Genomic DNA, 19,022 nt, shown 5'->3' on the forward strand with positions numbered 1-19,022 from the left:
GTGGTGAGGTACGCCGGGGCAGCCCGGCTGCGAATACACGCCGTCCGGCAGACACTCTTTCGCGGCGCGAACGAATGCCGGGTCGGCGCCTGCCGACGGTTGTCGCCGCGGAGGGGAACGCCTAGCCTGCGGCCGGAATCTGAGGGGCGGCGGGGAAGGCATGGATCGTCTGGATGCGATGAAAGTGTTCGTCCTTGCGGTGGACGAAGGCAGCCTGGCTGCCGCCGGCCGCAAGCTCGGCCGCTCGCCGGCGGCGGTGAGCCGCGCCATCGCCTTTCTCGAGGAACGGGTCGGCGCCGAGCTGCTGCATCGGACGACGCGCTCGATCAAGCTGAGCGAAGAGGGCGAGCGCTATGTCGCGATCTGCCGCCGCGTGCTCACCGAGCTGGAGGAGGCCGACGACATCGCGGCCGGACCGCGGTCGGCGCCGCGCGGCCTGCTCACGATCACCGCTCCCGTGGTGTCGGGCGAGATGGTGCTGCGGCCGATCCTGGACGCGTTTCTCGATGCCTGTCCGACGGTGTCGGCCAAGCTGCTGCTGTTCGATCGCGCGGTCAATCTGATCGAGGAGGGCATCGACATCGCGCTTCGCATCGGCCCCCTCGCGGATTCGGCGATGGTGGCAATGCGGGTCGGCGAGATCAGCCGCGTGGTCGTGGCAGCCCCGCGCTATCTGAAGCAGCATCCCCGCATCACCGAGCCCGGCGATCTCGCCAAGCATCAGATCGTGGCGATGGCCCATCTGCCCAATTCCTGGACCTTCGCGCCGCAGGCCGGTGGGGCGGTGCCGCGTACGGTCCAGTTCACGCCGCGTCTCATCGTCAACAGCACCTACGCGGCCGTAGCCTCCGCCGTTGCCGGCCGCGGCGTCGCGCGGATGTATTCGTACCAGGTGGCCGAGCAGGTTGCGCGCGGCGAGCTCGAGATCGTGCTGGCCGCCGAGAAGGATCCGGAGATGCCGGCACACCTGATCTGCCCGCAGGGCCGGCTCTCGGTGCCGAAGGTGCGGGCCTTCTCCGACTTTGCCGTGCCGCGGCTGAAAAAGCACTTTGCGCAGCTCAAGAAGAGCGTCGCTGCACGCTGAGCATCGCTGCAGCCAATGCGTTGTTTTGCGTATTCGGTCGTCGGGGTGAATCGGCCACTCTGTCCAAACGGTTAACGCCGGATTAACCGCGGACTCCTAGCCTGTCTCGGCCGGGGTTACTCGCAAGGCCGAGGTGAGCCTAATGGAAGCCCAGAAGATCGCGGTCGACGCCGTCGTCGCGCTGACCAATTGCGACCGCAACGCTGTCGTAGCCTTCATCCGCCAGCTCTATCTCGCCGGGGTGACCGACCCCAAACGCCTGACCTTCAAGGGTCTGCAGGCGCTGACGCGGGCGTAGCCGGCTGGTTTCGGCGTAGCGGCGCTGATCCTCGGCCTCATCGTGTTTTCGGTACTACGTCAAGTGTGGCACGATGCGTTGGCGGATTACGCTACGCTAATCCGCCCTACGACTTCTGCGGTAATCCCGAGCGCGTCTAGTGATGGTGTTTGCGCCCTGCGGAGCTATCAGGATGCTGATAGCCTCGCAGCTCGGCGTATCTTTGCATTTGGCTCTGATTGAGCAAGGCCGCGGTCGACAGGTGATATTTGAGGTGGCTCTCGCGGAGCCGGCCCTGCGTTTCCGAAATGGCGACGATGGTCGCCTTAAGCGACTCCGGCGTCACGGCACGGGCAGAGAACAGGTTGTCCAATTCCCTCTCTTGCTCCACGAGCTTGTTGCCCAGCGGGACCGTCTCTTGCTTCATCGAATCGAAGAGGTGCTGAATTTCGGCGCGCTGATCGCCGGTCAGCTCGAGCCGATCCCCGAGCTCGAGAACGTGACTGGGGCCGGGATATCCATTCAGTTCAGCGGCAAGCGCCAGACCCATACCGCGTCCGCTCTGGAGATCGTCGACCTGCTGGTGCGACAGCGCCTTGATGGGACGCTGCTCGAGGCCGGCATAGGGCTTGCTGGACTGCGCGCTGGCAGCGTTGCAGGTGACGACAAGCGTGGCCGCAAGCAGGAGAAGGCGTCTCATGAGTCTGGCTCCATGAAATCAGGCCGGCCGGTCGATCTCCGCCGGGGTGCTCTCGAAGTCCATATCTTGCTGGAAGGTCTGTCCCATGGCAACAAAGCTTGCCGTGATCGAGGTAGCCGAAGATGGAGCAGGTGATGGCCCTCTTGCCGACCGCCGACAGCGCGACGAAGCAGTTCTTCCTGGCGTGGCTGGACACCTTCGCGGGCTACGTCCGCGAGGTCGACTACGCCGCGGCGCGGCCGCTCTTCCATCCAGATGTGCTTGCCTTCGGCACGCATAACGACGTCATCCCCGGCCTCGATCAGTGGGTCACGACGCAATGGGACAACGTCTGGCCGAAGACGACCGACTTTCGTTTCGTGCTCGATCAGACCTCGGTCCTGGCATCCCGCGACGGCACGATGGCGACGGTGATCGCGCCGTGGACGAGCACGGGATATCATCCCGACGGCAGCGCGTTTGCGCGCCCCGGCCGGGCGACGATGGTGTTCACGTGGAACGGTGACGGGTGGCTGTGCGTGCATTCGCACATGTCGCTCAATCGCGGTGTGCCGCAGGTGAGCCACGCCAATCGGCCGGTGAAGGCCTGGTAGAAAACGCGAAAGGCCCCGGATGCGACCGGGGCCTTGATTTTGGATACCTAGGGCGCATTAGCGAAGCGTAATCCGCCGTTCAGCAATAACAGCAATCAACTGGTGATGGCCGCGCGAAGGTGACGGATTACGCTTTCGCTAATCCGTCCTACGCATCGGGCCTATTCCGGCTGGCCGATGCTCACCTTCAGCGTGCCGACGCCGTCGACGCCGCATTCGAGCTTGTCGCCGGGCTGGAGCTGCGACACGCCGGCGGGGGTGCCCGTCATGATGATGTCGCCGGCGGCGAGCTTCACCTGCTGCGAGAGCTGCCAGATGATCTCGGGCACGTTCCAGATCAGCTCGGTCAGGTCGCCCTTCTGAGCCTCCTTGCCGTTGACCGTCAGCCAGATCTTGCCCTTGGCGGGATGGCCGATCTTGGAGGCCGGCTGAATGGCGGAGCACGGCGCGGAGCCGTCGAACGACTTGCCGATCTCCCAGGGGCGCTCCTTCTTGCGCGAGGCGATCTGGAGGTCGCGGCGGGTGAGATCGATGCCGACGGCGTAACCATAGACGTGATCCAGCGCCTTGTCGGCGGGAATGTTCAGGCCGCCGCTCTTCATCGCGACGATCAGCTCGACCTCGTGATGCAAATCCTTGGTCAGCGGCGGATAAGGAATGGTGGCGCCGTCGGGCACCAGCATGTCGGCGTGCTTGGCGAAGAAGAACGGCGGGGCGCGCTCGTCATTGCCCATCTCGCGGATGTGCTCGAGATAGTTGCGGCCGACGCACCAGATGCGGCGCACCGGATAACGGCCGCTTTCGCCGACGACGGGAAGCGAAGCCTGGGGCGGAAGCGGGATGACGTAGGAGGCGGCGTTCATGCGGGTCTCGCTGCTCTTGAGGTAAAGTGGAACTCTATGCGGTTGCGCTGATCGGCGCCAGAGCGCCGGCATCGTAGTGTTGCAGGCGGAAGAACGAGGCATAGCGGCCGCCGCGGCGGAGCAACTCGTCATGCCGCCCCTGCTCGACGATCTCGCCGCCCTCGATCACCAGGATCGCGTCGGCATGCATGATGGTGTGCAGGCGATGCGCGATCACGATGGTGGTGCGGTTCTGGCAGAGATGCTCGATCGCCTCCTGCACCTGCCGCTCGGATTCGGAATCGAGCGCGGCGGTGGCTTCGTCCAGCAGGATGATCGGTGCGTTCTTGATCAGCGCGCGCGCCACGGCGATGCGCTGACGCTGGCCGCCTGAAAGCTGCGTGCCGTGCTCGCCGACCGGTGTGTCGTAGCCAAGCGGGAAGCCCATGATGAAATCATGCGCGCAAGCCGCTTTCGCTGCCTCGGTGATCTCGTCCTCGCTCGCGCCGGGCCGGCCGAAAGCGATGTTGTTGCGGATGGTGTCGCGGAACAGATAGACGTCCTGCCCGACATAGGCAGTCTGCGCCCGCAGCGATTTGCGAGAGATTGCGCCGATCGACTGGCCGTCGATCACGATGTCGCCTTGCGTCACCTCATAGAAGCGCAGCAGCAGCGCCAGCACGGTCGACTTGCCGCCGCCGGAGGGTCCGACCAGCGCCGTGACCTTGCCGGGCTCGGCCACGAAGCTCATGCGGTTGAGCACGGTCTCATTGGCGCGATAGGAGAAGCTGACATCGCGCAGCTCGATCCGGGCGTCGGAGAGCTTCAGCGCCGGCTTGTCGTCGTCGGAGTGCTCGCTCGCCGGGCTGTCGACCACTTCGAGCAGCATGCGCGCGCCGACGAGCTGGCTGTTCAAGTCGATGTTGAGCCGCGCCAGCCGCTTGGCCGGTTCGGTCGCCATCAGGAACGCAGTCATGAAGGAGAAGAACGCGCCGGGCGTGGCGTTGAGCGCGACCACGCTGTAGCCGCCATAGAGCAGGCAGCCGGCGACCGCGAAGCCGCCGAGCATTTCCATCAGCGGGTTGGAGCGGTTGGCGACGCGCGCCATCTTGTTGGCGTTGCGCTCGACGATGGCGATGTTCTCGTCGATGCGGCTCTGCATCGTGTCTTCGAGCGTGAACGCCTTCACCGTGCGGATGCCTTGCAGCGATTCCTGCATGGTCTCCATGATGTCGGCGGTGCCGGTGAACTGGTTGTAGGCGAGGCCCTTGATACGCTTGACCAGCTTGCGCAGTACCAGCATCGCGGGCGGCACCACGACGAGGCCGATGAACGACATCACGGGGTCCTGCCACACCATCACGCCGATCATGGCGAGCAGCATCAACAGGTCGCGCCCGACGGCGTTGACCAGCATGTTGAGCACGTCGGTGATCGACTTGGCGCCGGCCGTCAGCCGCGCCAGGAATTCTGACGAATGCCGCTCGGAGAAGAAGCCGACGCTTTCGCGCATCAGTTTTGCGAACAGCTGGCGCTGGTTGGTGGCGAGGATGGCGTTACTGATCTTGGTCAGGATCACCATGTGGCCGTAGGTCGCCACGCCCTTGATGAACAGCAGGATCACCGTGATCCCGGAAAACATCGCGATGCCCGGGATGTTCTTGTCGACATAGGCCTGGTTGATGACCTGGCCGAGCACATAGGTCGCGCCTGCCGTCGCGCCCGCGGCGACCGCCATCAGCGCGAAGGCGACGAGGTAGCGCCGCCAATAGACGACGCCCTGTTCCGTGACCAGGCGGCGAATCAGGACCGCTGCCGCATAGGGATCGTCGGTGATTTTCTTTGGAAACTGGGCCATCCGGTGTCCATTGACGGCGCAGGACAAAGCCTGCCCGCACGTCAGGGATCGAAGGGCCTCTGTGCCCGCTCAAGCGGGGTTTTTCAAGCCCAATTAAGGGCTTGCGCTCAGATGGAATCTAGGCCGAGGCGGCGTGGCGAAGCTCGCCATGGCGCTCGTGGAACAGCTTGTCCTCCCACGCCAAAGCGTGGGCCGCGATGGTCTCGAGGTCGTCGTATTGCGGCTTCCAGTCGAGCAGGCCGCGGATCCGGCTGGTGTCGGCGACCATGGTCATGATGTCGCCCGGCCGGCGCGGAGCGTACTGCACGGCGAAGCTGCGGCCCGAGACCCGGCGCACCGCGTCGATGGTCTCCAGTACCGAATAGCCGCGGCCATAGCCGCAATTGAGCGTCGTCGAGGCGCCGCCATTGCGCAGGTACGCGAGCGCCGAGCGATGCGCCTGCGAGAGGTCCGTGACGTGGATGAAGTCGCGAATGCAGCTGCCGTCGGGGGTCGGATAGTCGGTGCCGAACACGTCGATCTTGGTGCGCTGGCCGGTCGCGGCCTCGACCGCGATCTTGAGCAGATGCGTGGCGCCGACGGTGGCAAGCCCGATGCGCGCCTGCGGATCGGCGCCGGCGACGTTGAAATAGCGCAGGGTGACGTACTGCATGCCGTAGGCGGCGGCGACGTCGTGCAGCATGATCTCGGTCATCAGCTTGGACGAGCCATAGGGCGATAGCGGCCGCGTCGGTGCATGCTCGGGCACCGGCACCTGGTCCGGATTGCCGTAGACGGCGGCGGTCGAGGAAAAGATGAAGCGGCCGATGCCGCGCTTGACGGCGACATTGAGCAGGTTGCGCGCGGTCGTGAAATTGTTGCGGTAGTAGCCGAGCGGATCGCGCATCGAATCCGGCACGACGACGGAGCCCGCGAAATGGATGATGCTCTCGATGTTGTGCTGCGCGATCACGCCTTCGAGCAGGTTCTCGTCGCCGGCATCGCCGATGAACAGCGGCACGCCCTCAGGCAGATAGGCGGAGAAACCGGTCGAGAGATCGTCGATCACGACGACGTCCTCGCCGGCTTCCGCCAGCGCGAGGACCGTGTGACTTCCGATATAGCCGGCGCCGCCGGTGACTAGCACAGTCATGATCTCACCCGTCTTCGATCAACGCGCCAAGTTAACGTTTGCGCGGTGAAGAGGGGGTTTCGGCGCGGCTGAACTGGTCACTATGCTTAATGTTGCGTATAGGGACTTTGCGAAACGGAGCATGACGTGGCCAATTCCCCCGGCGATCTCGAAGTGATCGTGCCAAATCTGCACAGGCGCTATTCCGGGGTTACCGCGACCAACCGGATGGTGGCGCCGCGGCTGGCGAAACTGTACCGCTCCGCCTGGTTCGGCTCGCACGCGCCGGCTGGGATTGCGCGGCTGAGCGTTGCCGATTTTCTGAAGCTATGGCGCCGCAAGGCGCCGCTGATCTGGCACGCGCGGCGCAACAACGAGATGATCGCGGGCGTCGCGCTACGCGCGTTCGGCTGGCCGTTGAAACTCGTGTTCACCTCGGCGGCGCAGCGGCACCATAGTTGGATCACGCGCTGGCTGATCCGGCGCATGGATGCGATCATCGCGACGTCAGATCTCTCGGCCTCGTTCCTGAAGGTGAAGGCGACGGTGATCCCGCATGGCGTCGACACCGACGTCTATGCGCCGCCGGTCGACCGCGCTGCTGCGTTCGCGGAGTCCGCGCTGCCGGGCCGCTACGCCATCGGCTGCTTCGGACGCGTGCGCGCGCAGAAGGGCACCGATTTGTTCGTCGACGCGATGTGCCGCCTGTTGCCGCGCTATCCCGATTTCACCGCCGTGATTGTCGGGCAGGTCACGGCCGAGCAGACGTCCTTTGCGAACGAGCTGAAAAAGCAGATCGAAGTGGCCGGCCTGCAATCGCGCATCGTCATCACTGGCGAGCTGCCGATCGAAGCGGTGCAGCGCTGGTATCAGCGGCTGACGATCTACGCCTTCACCTCGCGCAACGAGGGTTTTGGGCTGACGCTGATCGAGGCGATGGCGGCCGGCAGCGCGCTCGTCGCCGCACGCGCCGGCGCGGCCGAGCTGGTGGTCGAGGATGGCGTGAGCGGCGTGCTGGTCCCGACCGACGATGCCAATGCGTTGGCTGCGGCGCTGGAGCCGCTGATGCGCGATGTGGATGCCGCGGCGGCGATGGGCGAGAGGGGGCGAGCGCGGGTGCTCGCAAAATTCAGCCTCGATGCGGAAGCGGCGCGGATCGGCGAGGTCTATCGGCCACTGCTTTGAGCGACCAGTGTCGCGCCGGCAACCGAAAAACGCGAAAACAACCCCATGCACAGTAGCCGCGGCCAGCAAAATCAATGGCTTGGCGGCTGGAGCGATGCGCTGCGGATTTCACAAAGCGCGTTTGACGCATCGGGCAAAACACCGGCGCTGATCATCAGCGGCGCAGGCGTTGCCGACGCTCACGTCTCCGCCCTTGCCCCAGCTTCACCCAGCACCCTCTCCGCAATCGCCACCACCTCGCTCGCTGCGATATCCCGCATGCAGCGGTGGTCGTTCATCCTGCAGACCGTGCTTTGGCAGGGCTGGCAGGACAGCACTTCCTTGTCCTGCACCACGGTCGCGGCAAGCCCGTTCAGCGGGGCCCAGAGATAGGGGCTGGTCGGGCCGAAGATGCCCATGGTGGGCGTGCCCAGCGCGGCTGCGATGTGCATCAGGCCGGAATCGTTGGAGATGGCGACGCCGGCCGCGGCCATGGCCAGCACGCCGTTGCGCAGATCGTTGCCGGTGAGGTCCCTGACCCCCGGGCCGCCGGCCGCGACGATCTCCTGAGCCAGCCCCTTTTCCGCGGGGCCGCCGACCACCCAGACCTCGAGGCCGCGCTCGACCAGCAGCCGGGCGGCCTCCGGATAGTAGGTCCAGCGCTTTGAGACGCCGACCGAGCCGGGGGCGAGCGCCACTGCGGCGCCCGCGCTGAGGCCGTTGGCCTGCCGCCAGCGGACGATATCGTCGGCCGGAACCCGCAATTGCGGCACCGGCCATTCCGCCGGCAGTGGCGCGCCGTCGGGCTGGGCCAGAGCGGCGTTCTTGTCGATGAAGCGGGGCAGCTTCTTCTCGCCCCAGCGCCAGCGGTTGAGCAGGCCGAACCGGAATTCGCCGACGAAGCCGACCCGTTCAGGAATACCGGCCAGGGCGGGCGCGATGGCCGCCTTCCAGGTCCGGGGCAGCACCAGGGCCGTGCCGTAGTTCCGCTCGCGCAGGAGCTTCCCCAGGGCGAACTGGCGGGCGACGGCGAGGCGGCTGCGCGGCAGGTCCCAGACGATCCCCTGGCGCACGCCGGGCATGTAATCGACCAGCGGGGCGCACAGGGATGTGGTGAGGAGATCGACCGGCCGGTTGGGCCAGCGCTCCTTCAGAACCCGGACGACGGTGTGATTCCGAACGAAATCGCCGATCCACATGTAGGGAATGATCAGAATCGGGCGGGTGTCGCTCCGATCTGCATCTCCGCTAAGTGTCGAATCTTGGTTCATTCGTTAATGGAGCCGAGGCGATCTGATTGTGGCGGTTCGGTAGCCGCTCCGGGCCGGCAGGTAAAGCCGGCAGACCGCTCAATCCCAAAACCGCTTACACTTTGGCGGCTCATGCGCTACGGCAGGACCGGGCCGCAAAGATCGGGCAGGGATTTCGGAAATGTTGCTGGTGACCGGCGGGGCCGGTTTTATCGGGTCGAATGTCGTGGCCGCGCTCAATGACGCGGGCCGCAGCGACGTCGTGGTCTGCGATTTCCTGGGTAACGAGGGCAAGTGGCGGAACCTCGCCAAGCGCCAGCTTGTGGATATCGTCCCGCCCGCCGAGCTGATGGACTGGCTGAAGGGTCGCAAGCTCGATGCCGTGATCCATCTCGGGGCGATTTCCGCGACCACTGCGACCGACGGCGACCTCGTGTTCGAGACCAATTTCCGCCTGTCGACGCGCCTGCTCGACTGGTGCACGGCGGGCGCGGTGCCGTTCATCTACGCCTCCTCGGCGGCGACCTATGGCGACGGTGAGACGGGATTTGACGACGACGCCTCGCTGCCGGCACTGAAGAAACTGCGGCCGATGAATCTCTACGGCTGGAGCAAGCACATGTTCGATCTCGCGGTCGCCGGGCGGGTCGCGAACGGCGATCCGCTCCCGCCGCAATGGGCGGGCCTGAAATTCTTCAACGTGTTCGGCCCCAACGAATATCACAAGGGCTCGATGATGAGCGTGCTGGCGCGCCGTTTCGACGACGTCAGGGCCGGCCGCGTCGTGCAATTGTTCAAGTCGCATCTCGAGGGCATCGCCGACGGCGATCAGCGCCGCGATTTCATCTATGTCGACGACGTCGTGCGTGTCGTGATGTGGCTGCTGGCGACGCCGTCGGTGTCCGGTCTCTTCAACGTCGGAACCGGCAAGGCGCGCAGCTTCAGGGATCTGATGTTGGCGGCCTATGCGGCGCTCGGCACCAGGCCCAACATCGAATATATCGACATGCCCGAGCAGATCCGCGGGGCTTACCAGTATTTCACCCAGAGCGAGGTCGATCGCCTGCACCGCGCCGGCTATAACGGCGGCTTCACGACGCTCGAGGATGCGGTGAAGGCCTATGTCGGGGATTACCTCGACCGGCCCGACCGCTTCCGCTGAGGCCATTTGAACATGCCGACGCCCATTCTCGATTTCGACGCCCTCGCGAAGGCCATCTCAGGCCGCACGGTGCTGTGCATCGGCGATATCATGTTGGACGAGTTCGTCTATGGTGAGGTGTCGCGGATCTCGCCGGAAGCGCCGGCGCCTGTCATCGCGGCCCAGCGCAGCGAGATCCATATCGGCGGCGCCGGCAATGTCGCGCGCAATGTCGCCTCGCTGGGCGCGCGCTGCATCTTCGTCGGCCTCGTCGGCGAGGACGACGCCGGTGCACGGCTCAAGGCGGCGCTGGACGAGCACGCCGGCATCGAAAGCGTGCTCGTGCGCGATCCCTCGCGCCCGACCACGCGAAAAGTCCGCTTCGTCTCCGAGCATTTTTCCACGCACATGCTGCGCGCGGACTGGGAGCAGGCGGCGCCTGCTTCCGATGACATCGAGACGAAGCTGATCGAGGCGATCCTGCCGCAGATCGCGCGCGCCGACATCGTGCTGCTCTCGGACTACGCCAAGGGCGTGCTGACGGCGCGCGTCATCCGCCACACCATCGATGCCGCGCGAAAGCTCGGCAAGCCCGTGATCGTCGATCCCAAGAGCCTGAACTGGGCGATCTATCGCGGCGCCACGCTGCTGACGCCCAATCGGAAGGAGTTCTCTGAAGCGACCCGAAGCCGCGCCGAGACGGTGCAGAGCATCGTCGAGGCCAGCGAGGACGTGATGCGGCTCGCCGATTGCGAGGCGATCCTGGTCACCCAGGGCGAGCACGGCATGACGCTGGTGCCGCGCAATGGCGCGGCGGTTCACGTTCCGGCTTTTCCGGTGAAGGTGCGCGACGTCTCCGGCGCCGGTGACACCGTCGCCGCCGCGCTCGCGGTGTCGCTTGCTACAGGCGCGGACTGGGACACGGCGCTGCGCATGGCCAATGCCGCTGCCGCCGTCGCCGTCGGCAAGCAAGGCACCGCCAGTGTGAGCGCGGCCGAGCTGCGCCGAAAGATCCTGCCGCATGCCACTCTGGCGGCCGAGGAGAAGATCGTGCTCGAGCCGGCCGCACTCGATGCGCAGCTCGCCGAATGGAGAACGCAAGGCCAGCGCGTCGGCTTCACCAATGGCTGCTTCGACATCCTGCATCCCGGCCACGTCAAGGTGCTGACCGCGGCGCGCGCCGCCTGCGACCGCCTGATCGTGGGGCTCAACAGCGACGCCTCGGTGCGGCGGCTCAAGGGCGCCGAGCGGCCGGTCCAGGACGAGCGCGCGCGTGCCGAGGTGCTCGCGGCGCTCGAAGCCGTCGATCTCGTCGTCATCTTCGATGAGGACACGCCGATCGACCTGATCACCCGGATCAAGCCCGGCGTGCTGGTGAAGGGCGGCGACTACACCCGCGAGCAGGTAGTCGGCCACGAGGTCGTCGAGGAAGCGGGCGGCACCGTCGTGCTGGTCGACATCCTCCAGGGCTTCAGCACGACGGCGCTGGTCCATCGCGCCCGGGGAGGGGGCAAGTGACGGCACTGGCACGCGAGACGACCGGCGGGATGTTGCTTCGCCGCCTGCGCAGCCCGGCGGCCTGGCGCGAGACCGTCGATATATTTGCGGTCCTGACCGCGGCCTCGCTGCCGTGGTCGACCTCGCTGGCGGGGATCTTCAACGCGCTGATGCTGCTCTGCATGGTGCCGTTTCTCGACGTCCGCGCGTTCCTGCAATCCTTGAAGCGTCCGATCTGCGCGGCCCCGATCGCGCTGGTCCTGCTCGCGCTGGTGGGGACGCTGTGGTCGGACGCGAGCTGGGGCGCCCGCTTCTATGCGGTCAATCCGACCATCAAGCTGCTGGTGCTGCCGGTCCTGCTCTATCATTTCGAGCGCTCGCCGCGCGGCCGCTGGATCTTCATCGCCTTCCTGGTGTCCTGCGCCCTATTGTCGGTGATGTCCTGGCTGGTCGCCTTCTACCCGAACCTCGCGCTCAAGACCGATCCGGCCGAGCGCGGCATCTTCGTCAAGAATTACATCGACCAGAGCCAGGAATTCGCGCTTTGCGCGGTCGCGCTCGCCTATCCGATCGTGATGCTGCTGCGTGAGAAGCGATACTGGTTCGCCGGGCTGCTGACGGCGCTGGCACTGAGCTTCTTCGTCAACATGACCTTCGTCGTGGTGTCGCGCACCGCGCTCGTCACCGTTCCAATCATGTTCGGCGTGTTCGCGCTGCTTCACCTCAAATGGCGCAGCATCGCGCTCATCTCCGCCACGTTGCTCGTCGCCGCTATTCTCGCCTGGCAGGCCTCGCCATATTTGCGCCATACCGCCGAGAGGTTTTCCGACGACTACACGCGTTACATGGAAAAGGGCGAGCCGACCTCGGCGGGTCTGCGGCTCGAATTCTGGCGGAAGTCGCTCGGTTTCTTCGCCGAGGCGCCGATCAAGGGGCACGGCACCGGCTCGACGCGCGGATTGTTCGAACGCGTCGCGACGCCCGCCGGTCAGTACCAGGCGTCCGCCGAGGTGATCGGCAACCCGCATAACCAGACGCTGAACGTTGCCGTGCAATGGGGCGTGATCGGCATCGCCGTTCTCTATGCGATCTGGATATTGCATCTGCGCTTGTTTCGCGGCGACGGCCTTGCCAACTGGACCGGGCTCCTGGTGGTGGTGCAGAACGTCTTCACCTCGCTGTTCAACTCCCATCTGTTCGACTTCCACGAGGGCTGGATGTACGTCATCGGCGTCGGCGTTGCCGGCGGCATGGTGATCCGGGGGCAACAGGCCGAGGCGAAGACGGGGGAAGCCGGTTCCTGAAAGCCCGCGCGGCTGGCAAGTCTGGTCCAGATGGGCTATCAGCGCGGTCAGGTTGCATCTAACTGGGTTTTCATCGGTCGGCGGATGACGCGTCTTTCGCATCTCACCTTGCGCAATTTCCTGATCGCGCTCCACGACCTGCTGGCGACCGCGGCGGCGCTTTTTGCCGCCTTCTATCTGCGATTCGAGGGTGGCGACGGCTTCTTCGACCGCCTGCCGCTGCTGTTCCAGATCCTGCCCTACTTCCTCGCCTTCAGCGTGGTCGTGTTCTTCATCTTCAACCTGACTACGACGAAATGGCGCTTCATCTCGCTGCCTGACGCGTTGAACATCATCCGCGTCGCGACCGTGCTGACGGTCGCCCTGCTCGTGCTCGACTACATCTTCGTCTCCCCCAACGTCCGCGGCGCCTTCTTTCTCGGCAAGGTGACGATCGTCCTCTACTGGTTCCTCGAGATCTCCTTCCTCAGCGCGCTGCGCATGACCTACCGCTACTTCCGCTATACGCGGGTACGGCGTCATGCCAGGGGCGAGGAGGCCGCGCCGACGCTGCTGATCGGCCGCGCCGCGGATGCCGAGGTGCTCCTGCGCGGCATCGAGAGCGGGGCGATCAAGCGCATCTGGCCGGTCGGCGTGCTGTCGCCGTCGAGCTCGGATCGGGGCCAGTTCATCCGCAACGTGCCGGTGCTGGGTGGCATCGACGACGTCGAGGACGTCGTCGCCGATTTCGCCAAGCGCAACAAGCCGATCGCGCGCCTCGTCATGACGCCCTCGGCATTCGAGCCGGAAGCGCGTCCGGAATCGATCCTGATGCGGGCGCGCAAGCTGGGTGTGATCGTCAACCGGATGCCTTCGCTCGAGAGCGGCGATACGCCGCGGCTCACGGCCGTCGCGGTCGAGGACCTTCTGCTGCGGCCGAGCGAGACGATCGACTATGCGCGCCTGGAAGCGCTGATCAACGGCAAGGCGGTGATCGTCACCGGCGGCGGCGGCTCGATCGGGTCGGAGATCTGCGAGCGTGTCGTGGCCTTCGGCGCCGCGCGGCTCCTGATCGTGGAAAACTCCGAACCCGCGCTTTATGCCATCACGGAAGCGCTCGCCGCGCGAGGCGCGGCCGCCGAGATCGAAGGGCGGATCGCCGACATCCGCGACCGCGAGCGCATCGTGCGCCTGATGGCGGGGTTCAAGCCGGACATCGTGTTCCACGCCGCCGCGCTCAAGCACGTGCCCATCCTCGAACGCGACTGGAGCGAGGGCGTCAAGACCAACATCTTCGGCTCGATCAACGTTGCGGATGCCGCCGTTGCCGCCGGCGCCGAAGCCATGGTGATGATCTCGACCGACAAGGCGATCGAGCCGGTGTCGATGCTCGGCCTGACCAAGCGCTTTGCGGAGATGTACTGCCAGGCGCTGGATCACGACCTCGCAGCCGGGGCGCACGGCGCCAAGCCGCCGATGCGGCTGATCTCGGTCCGGTTCGGCAACGTCCTGGCTTCGAACGGCTCGGTGGTTCCGAAATTCAAGGCCCAGATCGAGGCCGGCGGCCCGGTGACGGTGACGCATCCCGACATGGTCCGCTACTTCATGACCATCCGCGAGGCCTGCGATCTCGTCATCACCGCGGCCACGCATGCGCTCGGAACGCACCGTCCCGACGTCTCGGTCTACGTGCTCAACATGGGCCAGCCGGTGAAGATCGTCGATCTCGCCGAGCGCATGATCCGCCTTTCCGGGCTGCAGCCGGGCTACGATATCGAGATCGTGTTCACGGGTATGCGGCCGGGCGAGCGCCTGCACGAGATTCTGTTCGCCACCGAGGAGCCGACCCGCGAGATCGGCGTTGCCGGCATCATGGCCGCGCAGCCGAACGAGCCGCCGATGCAGACGTTGCGCAAATGGATTGCGGCGCTGGAGCAGGCGATCGCGCGCGACGATCGCGCCACCATCAGGACTATCCTGAAGGATGCGGTGCCCGAATTCGGGTCGACCGCGGCCTGACCATGCAGCCTCGGGGCAAGATCGTCGTCGCGAGCCAGCATTATCCGCCGGATACGAGCACGACGGCGGCGATCATGGCCGAGATCGCATGCCGTCTCGCCGCCGAGCACGAGGTGGTCGTGCTCTCGGGCTGGCCGGGCGCGTTGCCGGACTTGCAGACCGGTCCGGGCAAGCCGCGCGTCATCGCAATCAAGAACCGCATGGCGGGCAAGGCGGCGCTGGTGCGGCGCGGGGTCTCGGAGCTGCTGTTCGCGGCGCGCACGTTCTTCGCCTTGCTGCACGAGCTCAAGGCAGGCGACGTCGTGCTCACGGTCACCGCCCCGTTCATGCTGCCTTACGCGGTGGCGGCGGCAGCCAGGCTCAAGGGCGCACGCTCGGCGCTGATCATGCACGACCTCTTTCCCGACGTGCTGGTGATGGCGGGCCTGCTGAAGCCGGGCTCGTTCGTGACGCGGACGATGCGCGCCGCCAACGGCCTGATGTTCCGCGCGCTCAATGCCGTCATCACCATCGGCCGCGACGCGGAGCGGCCGCTGCTGAGCTATGCCGGAATGACGCGGAACAAGATCCGCTTCATCCCGAACTGGGCGACGCTCGTGCCCGCGCCGCGGCCGGTCGATTCGGACAACCCGTTCCGCAAGGCGCTTTCCGCGCGCTTCATCGTCGGCCTGTCGGGCAATCTCGGTTTCACCCACGATCCGGAGATCGTGTTCGAGGCGGCGCGGCTTCTGAAGGACGAGGCCGACATTCACTTCCTGCTGTCCGGCTGGGGCATCGGCTTCGAACGGCTGAAGCAGTTGCAGGCAGCGGCGAACCTGCCCAATGTCTCCTTTGTCGGGCGGGTCGAGGATGCCGAGCTCGAGGCGTTCCTGGCGTCCGCCGACCTCTGGATCATTCCATACAGGAAGGACGTTGCAGGGGTGTCGGTGCCGAGCCGGTTCTACAATCTGCTGGCGGTCGGCCGTCCCGTGGTGCTGGTGTCTGAGCCGGAGTCCGAGGCTGCCTTGACGGTGGTGGAGAACGGGCTCGGCTGGGTCGTGACGCCGGGCCGCCCGGACCGGCTCGCCGCGGCGATCCGCGCGGCGTCCCGTTCCAACGACGATGCGATGACGGAGCGCGCGGTGAGGACGGCATTGCGATTCGACCGGACGACGGCGATGAACGCCTATGCCCGTGTGATCGACGAATTGTTGCACACCGCGAACCTTTCGGAGCAACGATGAGCGAGAAGAAACCAGTCGTGCTGGTGACGGGAGCGAGCGGCTTCGTCGGCCGTCATGTCGTGCCGGCGCTCCAGCGCGAGGGATGGTCGGTCCGCCGCGCGGTCCGTCGCGCGGAAGGTGCCGACGACGAGGTGGTGATCGAGACGATCGGTCCCGAGACCGATTGGCAAGCCGCGCTGGAAGGCGTCGACGCCGTCGTCCATCTCGCCGCGCGCGTGCATCACAAGCACGAGGAGCATGCGGTCCAGCTCTACCGCAACGTCAACATCGCCGGCACGCTGCATCTGGCGCGCTGCGCGGCGACGGCCGGCGTGCGCCAGTTCGTCTTCATCAGCACCGTGCTGGTGCACGGCCGCAGTAACGAGGGCCGCGCCCCATTCAGCGAGAGCGATATCCTGACGCCGCGCGGCCTCTACGGCATGTCCAAGGCTGCGGCCGAAGCGGGCTTGAGGACGCTGGCGCGCGACAACGACATGAAGATCTCGGTGATCCGGCCGCCGCTGGTCTATGGCGCGGGCGCCAAGGGCAATTTTGCGCTGCTGACGCGCGCGGTCCAGCTCGGGTTGCCGCTGCCCGTTGCCGCGATCCGCAACCAGCGCGCCTTCCTTGCCGTGCAGAACCTGTCGTCGTTCATCCTGCGCCGGCTCGGCCATCCCGATCCCGCCAGCAATTTCGAGATATTCCTCGTCGCCGATAGGGAGCAGGTCTCGACACCCGAATTCATCACCCGTCTGGCCGAAGCGTCCGGCAAGAGCCTGCGGCTGTTCGGCATGCCGCCGGGCCTGCTCAGCACGCTGCTCAGCGTCATGGGCCGGCAGGATACGCATGACAGCCTGATCGGCTCGCTCGAGCTCAACATCTCCAAGGCGCTCGCGACCGGCTGGCAGCCGCAGGTGTCCCTCGACGAGGGGTTGCGGCTGGCGCTGTCGGCTCAGGATGCCTGAGGGCGGGAGAAGCGCCGCAGCACGAAGGCGACCGCGACCGCGCCCGCGAACAGGGTGACGATCGCGACCGGCATCGAGCCGGCGCGAACGCTGACGATGGCAAGCAGTGCCAGCACGAGATTGAGCGCGAACACCTCGCCGATCACCTGCTTGACCTTAAAGCCGTTGTCGGTGGCGCGCTGATAGAAGTGCGTGCGGTGTGCCGACCAGAATGGTTCGCGCCTGATGATGCGGCGAAACAGCGTGATGGTGGAATCCGCAAGGTAATAGGCAGGCAGCAGCAGTGCCGCAGCGGGCTGTCCGTGCCAGGCGAGCTCCAGCAGGCACCAGCCGAGCAAGAGGCCGATCGGCAGGCTGCCGACATCGCCCAGGAAGACCTTTGCGGCTGGGCGGTTGAACGGCGCAAAGCCAAGCATGGCCCCGCACAGCGCCGTGGCGAGCAGCGCCGCGGATGGCGAGAGGTCGCCATACCATCCGAGCAATCCGAGCGCGGCCGTGACAGGCACCACCTCCGCCACGGTCATGAGGTCGAGCCCGTCCATGAAATTGACGAGGTTCACGAACCAGATGCCGGCGAGCAGGATGAGGCCGCGCTCGAGCGCGAGCGGCAGCGCCGGCACGATGCGCGCGGTCTCCGGTGTCGTGAATACGACGGCGGCCACGGCTCCAGCCTGAAGCACGAGGCGGAGCAGCACGGGCAGGGGCCTGATGTCATCGACAAGTCCGACCATCGCGATCACGACGGCGGAGCCGATCAGAGGCAAGGGAATCGCGCCGTACGTCCAGGCCGCCCAGGACGCAGCCACCAGCAGCGTGGCTGCGACAACCGCGATGCCCGCACCTTGCGGGGTCGGTATCTTGTGCGACGAGCGTGCGTTCGGACGCGCCAGTGCATAACGCTGCAGCAGCGGCATGCTGCACCAGATGATGCAGGCGGAGATCAGTGCAGCCAGCACGGCCGGCGCAAGCGCAAACAGCACCAGCCCGGCCGCATGGTCCGGACCCGCGACGAGGGTTGTCACTCCGGCACTCCGATCGGCGCCGACCCCTGCGCGGCTTTCTCCGCGCTGAGGATCCAGACCAGGCCGCCGAACGCGCCGACGATGAAGGACACGGCGCCGAACAGCAGCGAGACGTTGACGCCCTCGTTGGCGGCCAGGCCGGCGAAGCCGAACGCCAGGCTCATCGTGGCTTCACGCACGCCCCAGCCGGCGATCGAGATCGGCATCATCGTGATCAGCATCACGGGTGGCACCAGCAGGAACACGTCGCTGAAGCGAACCGGGGCCGCAATCGACTGCACGACGCACCAGGCGATGACGACGGCGAGCACGTGAACGAGCACCGACAGGATTGCGATGATCGGTCCGCGGCTGCGGCTGAAGATCACGCGGTTCGCGATCACGGCACAGGCGTGAATGTGATGCGTGGCCCACCAGGTCTTCAGCCAGCGCCATTTCAGCGCGCCGAAAACCAGGAAGCCGAGGCCGCCGGCGAGCGCCAGGAAATCGATGAGCAGCAGCGCCGAGCGCCCGTGCGGATCGGTGATGAGGGTGTAGCTCCAGGGCAGGCTCGCGACGATCAGAATCGCGAGCGCGATCAAGCCGATCGCGCGGTCGACGAAGATCGAGTAGGTCGCCGCACGCCAGCCGGCACCGGCGCGCGCGACCAGCCAGAGCCGGACCGCGTCGCCGCCGATCGCCGACGGCAGGGTCTGGTTGAAGAAGGAGCCGATCACGTTGTAGCGCATGGCGCGGCCGAGCTCGAGCGGCGCGCCGCAGACGGCGCTGATCTCGCGCCAGCGCAGCACGCCGACGAAGATCTGCAGGAAGGTGACCGTGATCGCGGCGCCGATCCAGAACAGGCTGGTCACGGTGAAGCGCGAAAACAATTCGGACAGATCGACCTTGCGCAGCGCCAGATAGAGCAGCGCCGCGGAGATCAGGATTTTGGCCGTCGACAGCAGGATTCGGCGCATCTCGCCCGCATGAACAGGGTTTGCGAAGATTTGAGGCAACCCGACGCGAGCGCCGAAT

The 19,022-nt window shown here is 66.0% G+C and carries 17 protein-coding genes; 10 read left to right on the forward strand and 7 right to left on the reverse strand.

The genetic code is table 11. The annotated features are described in order from the left end of the window. Positions 1 to 160: 160 nt before the first annotated feature. Both CIT37_RS14190 and CIT37_RS14195 read left to right on the forward strand, forming a co-directional pair. On the forward strand, positions 161 to 1,084 hold the full coding sequence (locus tag CIT37_RS14190; protein ID WP_095425613.1) for a LysR family transcriptional regulator: 924 nt from the start codon (positions 161 to 163) through the stop codon (positions 1,082 to 1,084). 142 nt (positions 1,085 to 1,226) lie between these two features. Further along, complete coding sequence (locus tag CIT37_RS14195; RefSeq protein WP_162832253.1) at positions 1,227 to 1,382, forward strand: hypothetical protein; 156 nt, start codon at positions 1,227 to 1,229, stop codon at positions 1,380 to 1,382. A 136-nt stretch (positions 1,383 to 1,518) separates the two neighbouring features. On the opposite strand, the gene CIT37_RS14200 is transcribed toward CIT37_RS14195, so the two are convergent. Then, positions 1,519 to 2,061 (reverse strand): Spy/CpxP family protein refolding chaperone, encoded by a 543-nt coding sequence (locus CIT37_RS14200; RefSeq protein WP_028143336.1) that lies wholly within the window; start codon positions 2,059 to 2,061, stop codon positions 1,519 to 1,521. 134 nt (positions 2,062 to 2,195) lie between these two features. Between CIT37_RS14200 and CIT37_RS14205 the strand changes: the two genes are divergently transcribed. Further along, positions 2,196 to 2,654: a YybH family protein gene (locus CIT37_RS14205; RefSeq protein ID WP_028143335.1), complete on the forward strand. Its 459-nt coding sequence runs from the start codon at positions 2,196 to 2,198 to the stop codon at positions 2,652 to 2,654. Between the two features lie 161 nt (positions 2,655 to 2,815). Here CIT37_RS14205 and CIT37_RS14210 read toward each other — a convergent pair whose 3' ends face one another. The 3 genes from CIT37_RS14210 to galE form a co-directional block, all read right to left on the reverse strand. Then, complete coding sequence (locus CIT37_RS14210) at positions 2,816 to 3,517, reverse strand: fumarylacetoacetate hydrolase family protein (RefSeq protein ID WP_028137558.1); 702 nt, start codon at positions 3,515 to 3,517, stop codon at positions 2,816 to 2,818. 34 nt (positions 3,518 to 3,551) lie between these two features. Then, positions 3,552 to 5,354, reverse strand: coding sequence for an ABC transporter ATP-binding protein (locus CIT37_RS14215; protein ID WP_038949036.1), 1,803 nt, complete (start codon positions 5,352 to 5,354; stop codon positions 3,552 to 3,554). A 118-nt stretch (positions 5,355 to 5,472) separates the two neighbouring features. Continuing rightward, positions 5,473 to 6,486, reverse strand: a complete 1,014-nt coding sequence (galE, locus tag CIT37_RS14220; RefSeq protein ID WP_095425612.1) for a UDP-glucose 4-epimerase GalE — start codon at positions 6,484 to 6,486, stop codon at positions 5,473 to 5,475. A gap of 126 nt (positions 6,487 to 6,612) precedes the next feature. On the opposite strand from galE, the gene CIT37_RS14225 reads away from it, so the two are divergent. After that, positions 6,613 to 7,650, forward strand: a complete 1,038-nt coding sequence (locus tag CIT37_RS14225) for a glycosyltransferase family 4 protein (protein ID WP_095425611.1) — start codon at positions 6,613 to 6,615, stop codon at positions 7,648 to 7,650. A 179-nt stretch (positions 7,651 to 7,829) separates the two neighbouring features. On the opposite strand, the gene waaF is transcribed toward CIT37_RS14225, so the two are convergent. Then, the gene (gene waaF / locus CIT37_RS14230; protein WP_095425610.1) at positions 7,830 to 8,900 is read right to left on the reverse strand and encodes a lipopolysaccharide heptosyltransferase II; all 1,071 of its coding nucleotides are present in this window, start codon (positions 8,898 to 8,900) and stop codon (positions 7,830 to 7,832) included. A 160-nt stretch (positions 8,901 to 9,060) separates the two neighbouring features. Between waaF and rfaD the strand changes: the two genes are divergently transcribed. The 6 genes from rfaD (at position 9,061) to CIT37_RS14260 (ending at position 16,986) form a co-directional block, all read left to right on the forward strand. After that, complete coding sequence (gene rfaD / locus CIT37_RS14235) at positions 9,061 to 10,041, forward strand: ADP-glyceromanno-heptose 6-epimerase (RefSeq protein WP_095425609.1); 981 nt, start codon at positions 9,061 to 9,063, stop codon at positions 10,039 to 10,041. Positions 10,042 to 10,053: 12 nt separating this feature from the next. Next, complete coding sequence (gene rfaE1, locus CIT37_RS14240) at positions 10,054 to 11,538, forward strand: D-glycero-beta-D-manno-heptose-7-phosphate kinase (RefSeq protein WP_095425608.1); 1,485 nt, start codon at positions 10,054 to 10,056, stop codon at positions 11,536 to 11,538. Continuing rightward, positions 11,535 to 12,821, forward strand: coding sequence for an O-antigen ligase family protein (locus CIT37_RS14245; protein ID WP_095425607.1), 1,287 nt, complete (start codon positions 11,535 to 11,537; stop codon positions 12,819 to 12,821). Before rfaE1 ends, CIT37_RS14245 begins: the two co-directional genes overlap by 4 nt. 84 nt (positions 12,822 to 12,905) lie before the next feature. Continuing rightward, on the forward strand, positions 12,906 to 14,819 hold the full coding sequence (locus tag CIT37_RS14250) for an SDR family NAD(P)-dependent oxidoreductase (RefSeq protein WP_161966403.1): 1,914 nt from the start codon (positions 12,906 to 12,908) through the stop codon (positions 14,817 to 14,819). Positions 14,820 to 14,821: 2 nt separating this feature from the next. Beyond that, a complete protein-coding gene (locus CIT37_RS14255) occupies positions 14,822 to 16,042 on the forward strand; it encodes a glycosyltransferase family 4 protein (RefSeq protein ID WP_038971717.1) in 1,221 nt (406 codons plus the stop codon). Then, the gene (locus CIT37_RS14260; protein ID WP_028143325.1) at positions 16,039 to 16,986 is read left to right on the forward strand and encodes an NAD-dependent epimerase/dehydratase family protein; all 948 of its coding nucleotides are present in this window, start codon (positions 16,039 to 16,041) and stop codon (positions 16,984 to 16,986) included. The genes CIT37_RS14255 and CIT37_RS14260 overlap by 4 nt, the downstream gene beginning before the upstream one ends. Here CIT37_RS14260 and CIT37_RS14265 read toward each other — a convergent pair. Further along, the gene (locus CIT37_RS14265; RefSeq protein WP_038949050.1) at positions 16,974 to 17,969 is read right to left on the reverse strand and encodes an MraY family glycosyltransferase; all 996 of its coding nucleotides are present in this window, start codon (positions 17,967 to 17,969) and stop codon (positions 16,974 to 16,976) included. The two genes, CIT37_RS14260 and CIT37_RS14265, sit on opposite strands and share 13 nt — an antisense overlap. A 35-nt stretch (positions 17,970 to 18,004) precedes the next feature. Further along, complete coding sequence (locus tag CIT37_RS14270) at positions 18,005 to 18,964, reverse strand: lysylphosphatidylglycerol synthase transmembrane domain-containing protein (protein WP_028143323.1); 960 nt, start codon at positions 18,962 to 18,964, stop codon at positions 18,005 to 18,007. Between the last annotated feature and the right edge of the window lie 58 nt (positions 18,965 to 19,022).

The organism is Bradyrhizobium ottawaense (genome assembly GCF_002278135.3).
Taxonomy (GTDB): Bacteria; Pseudomonadota; Alphaproteobacteria; order Rhizobiales; family Xanthobacteraceae; genus Bradyrhizobium; species Bradyrhizobium ottawaense.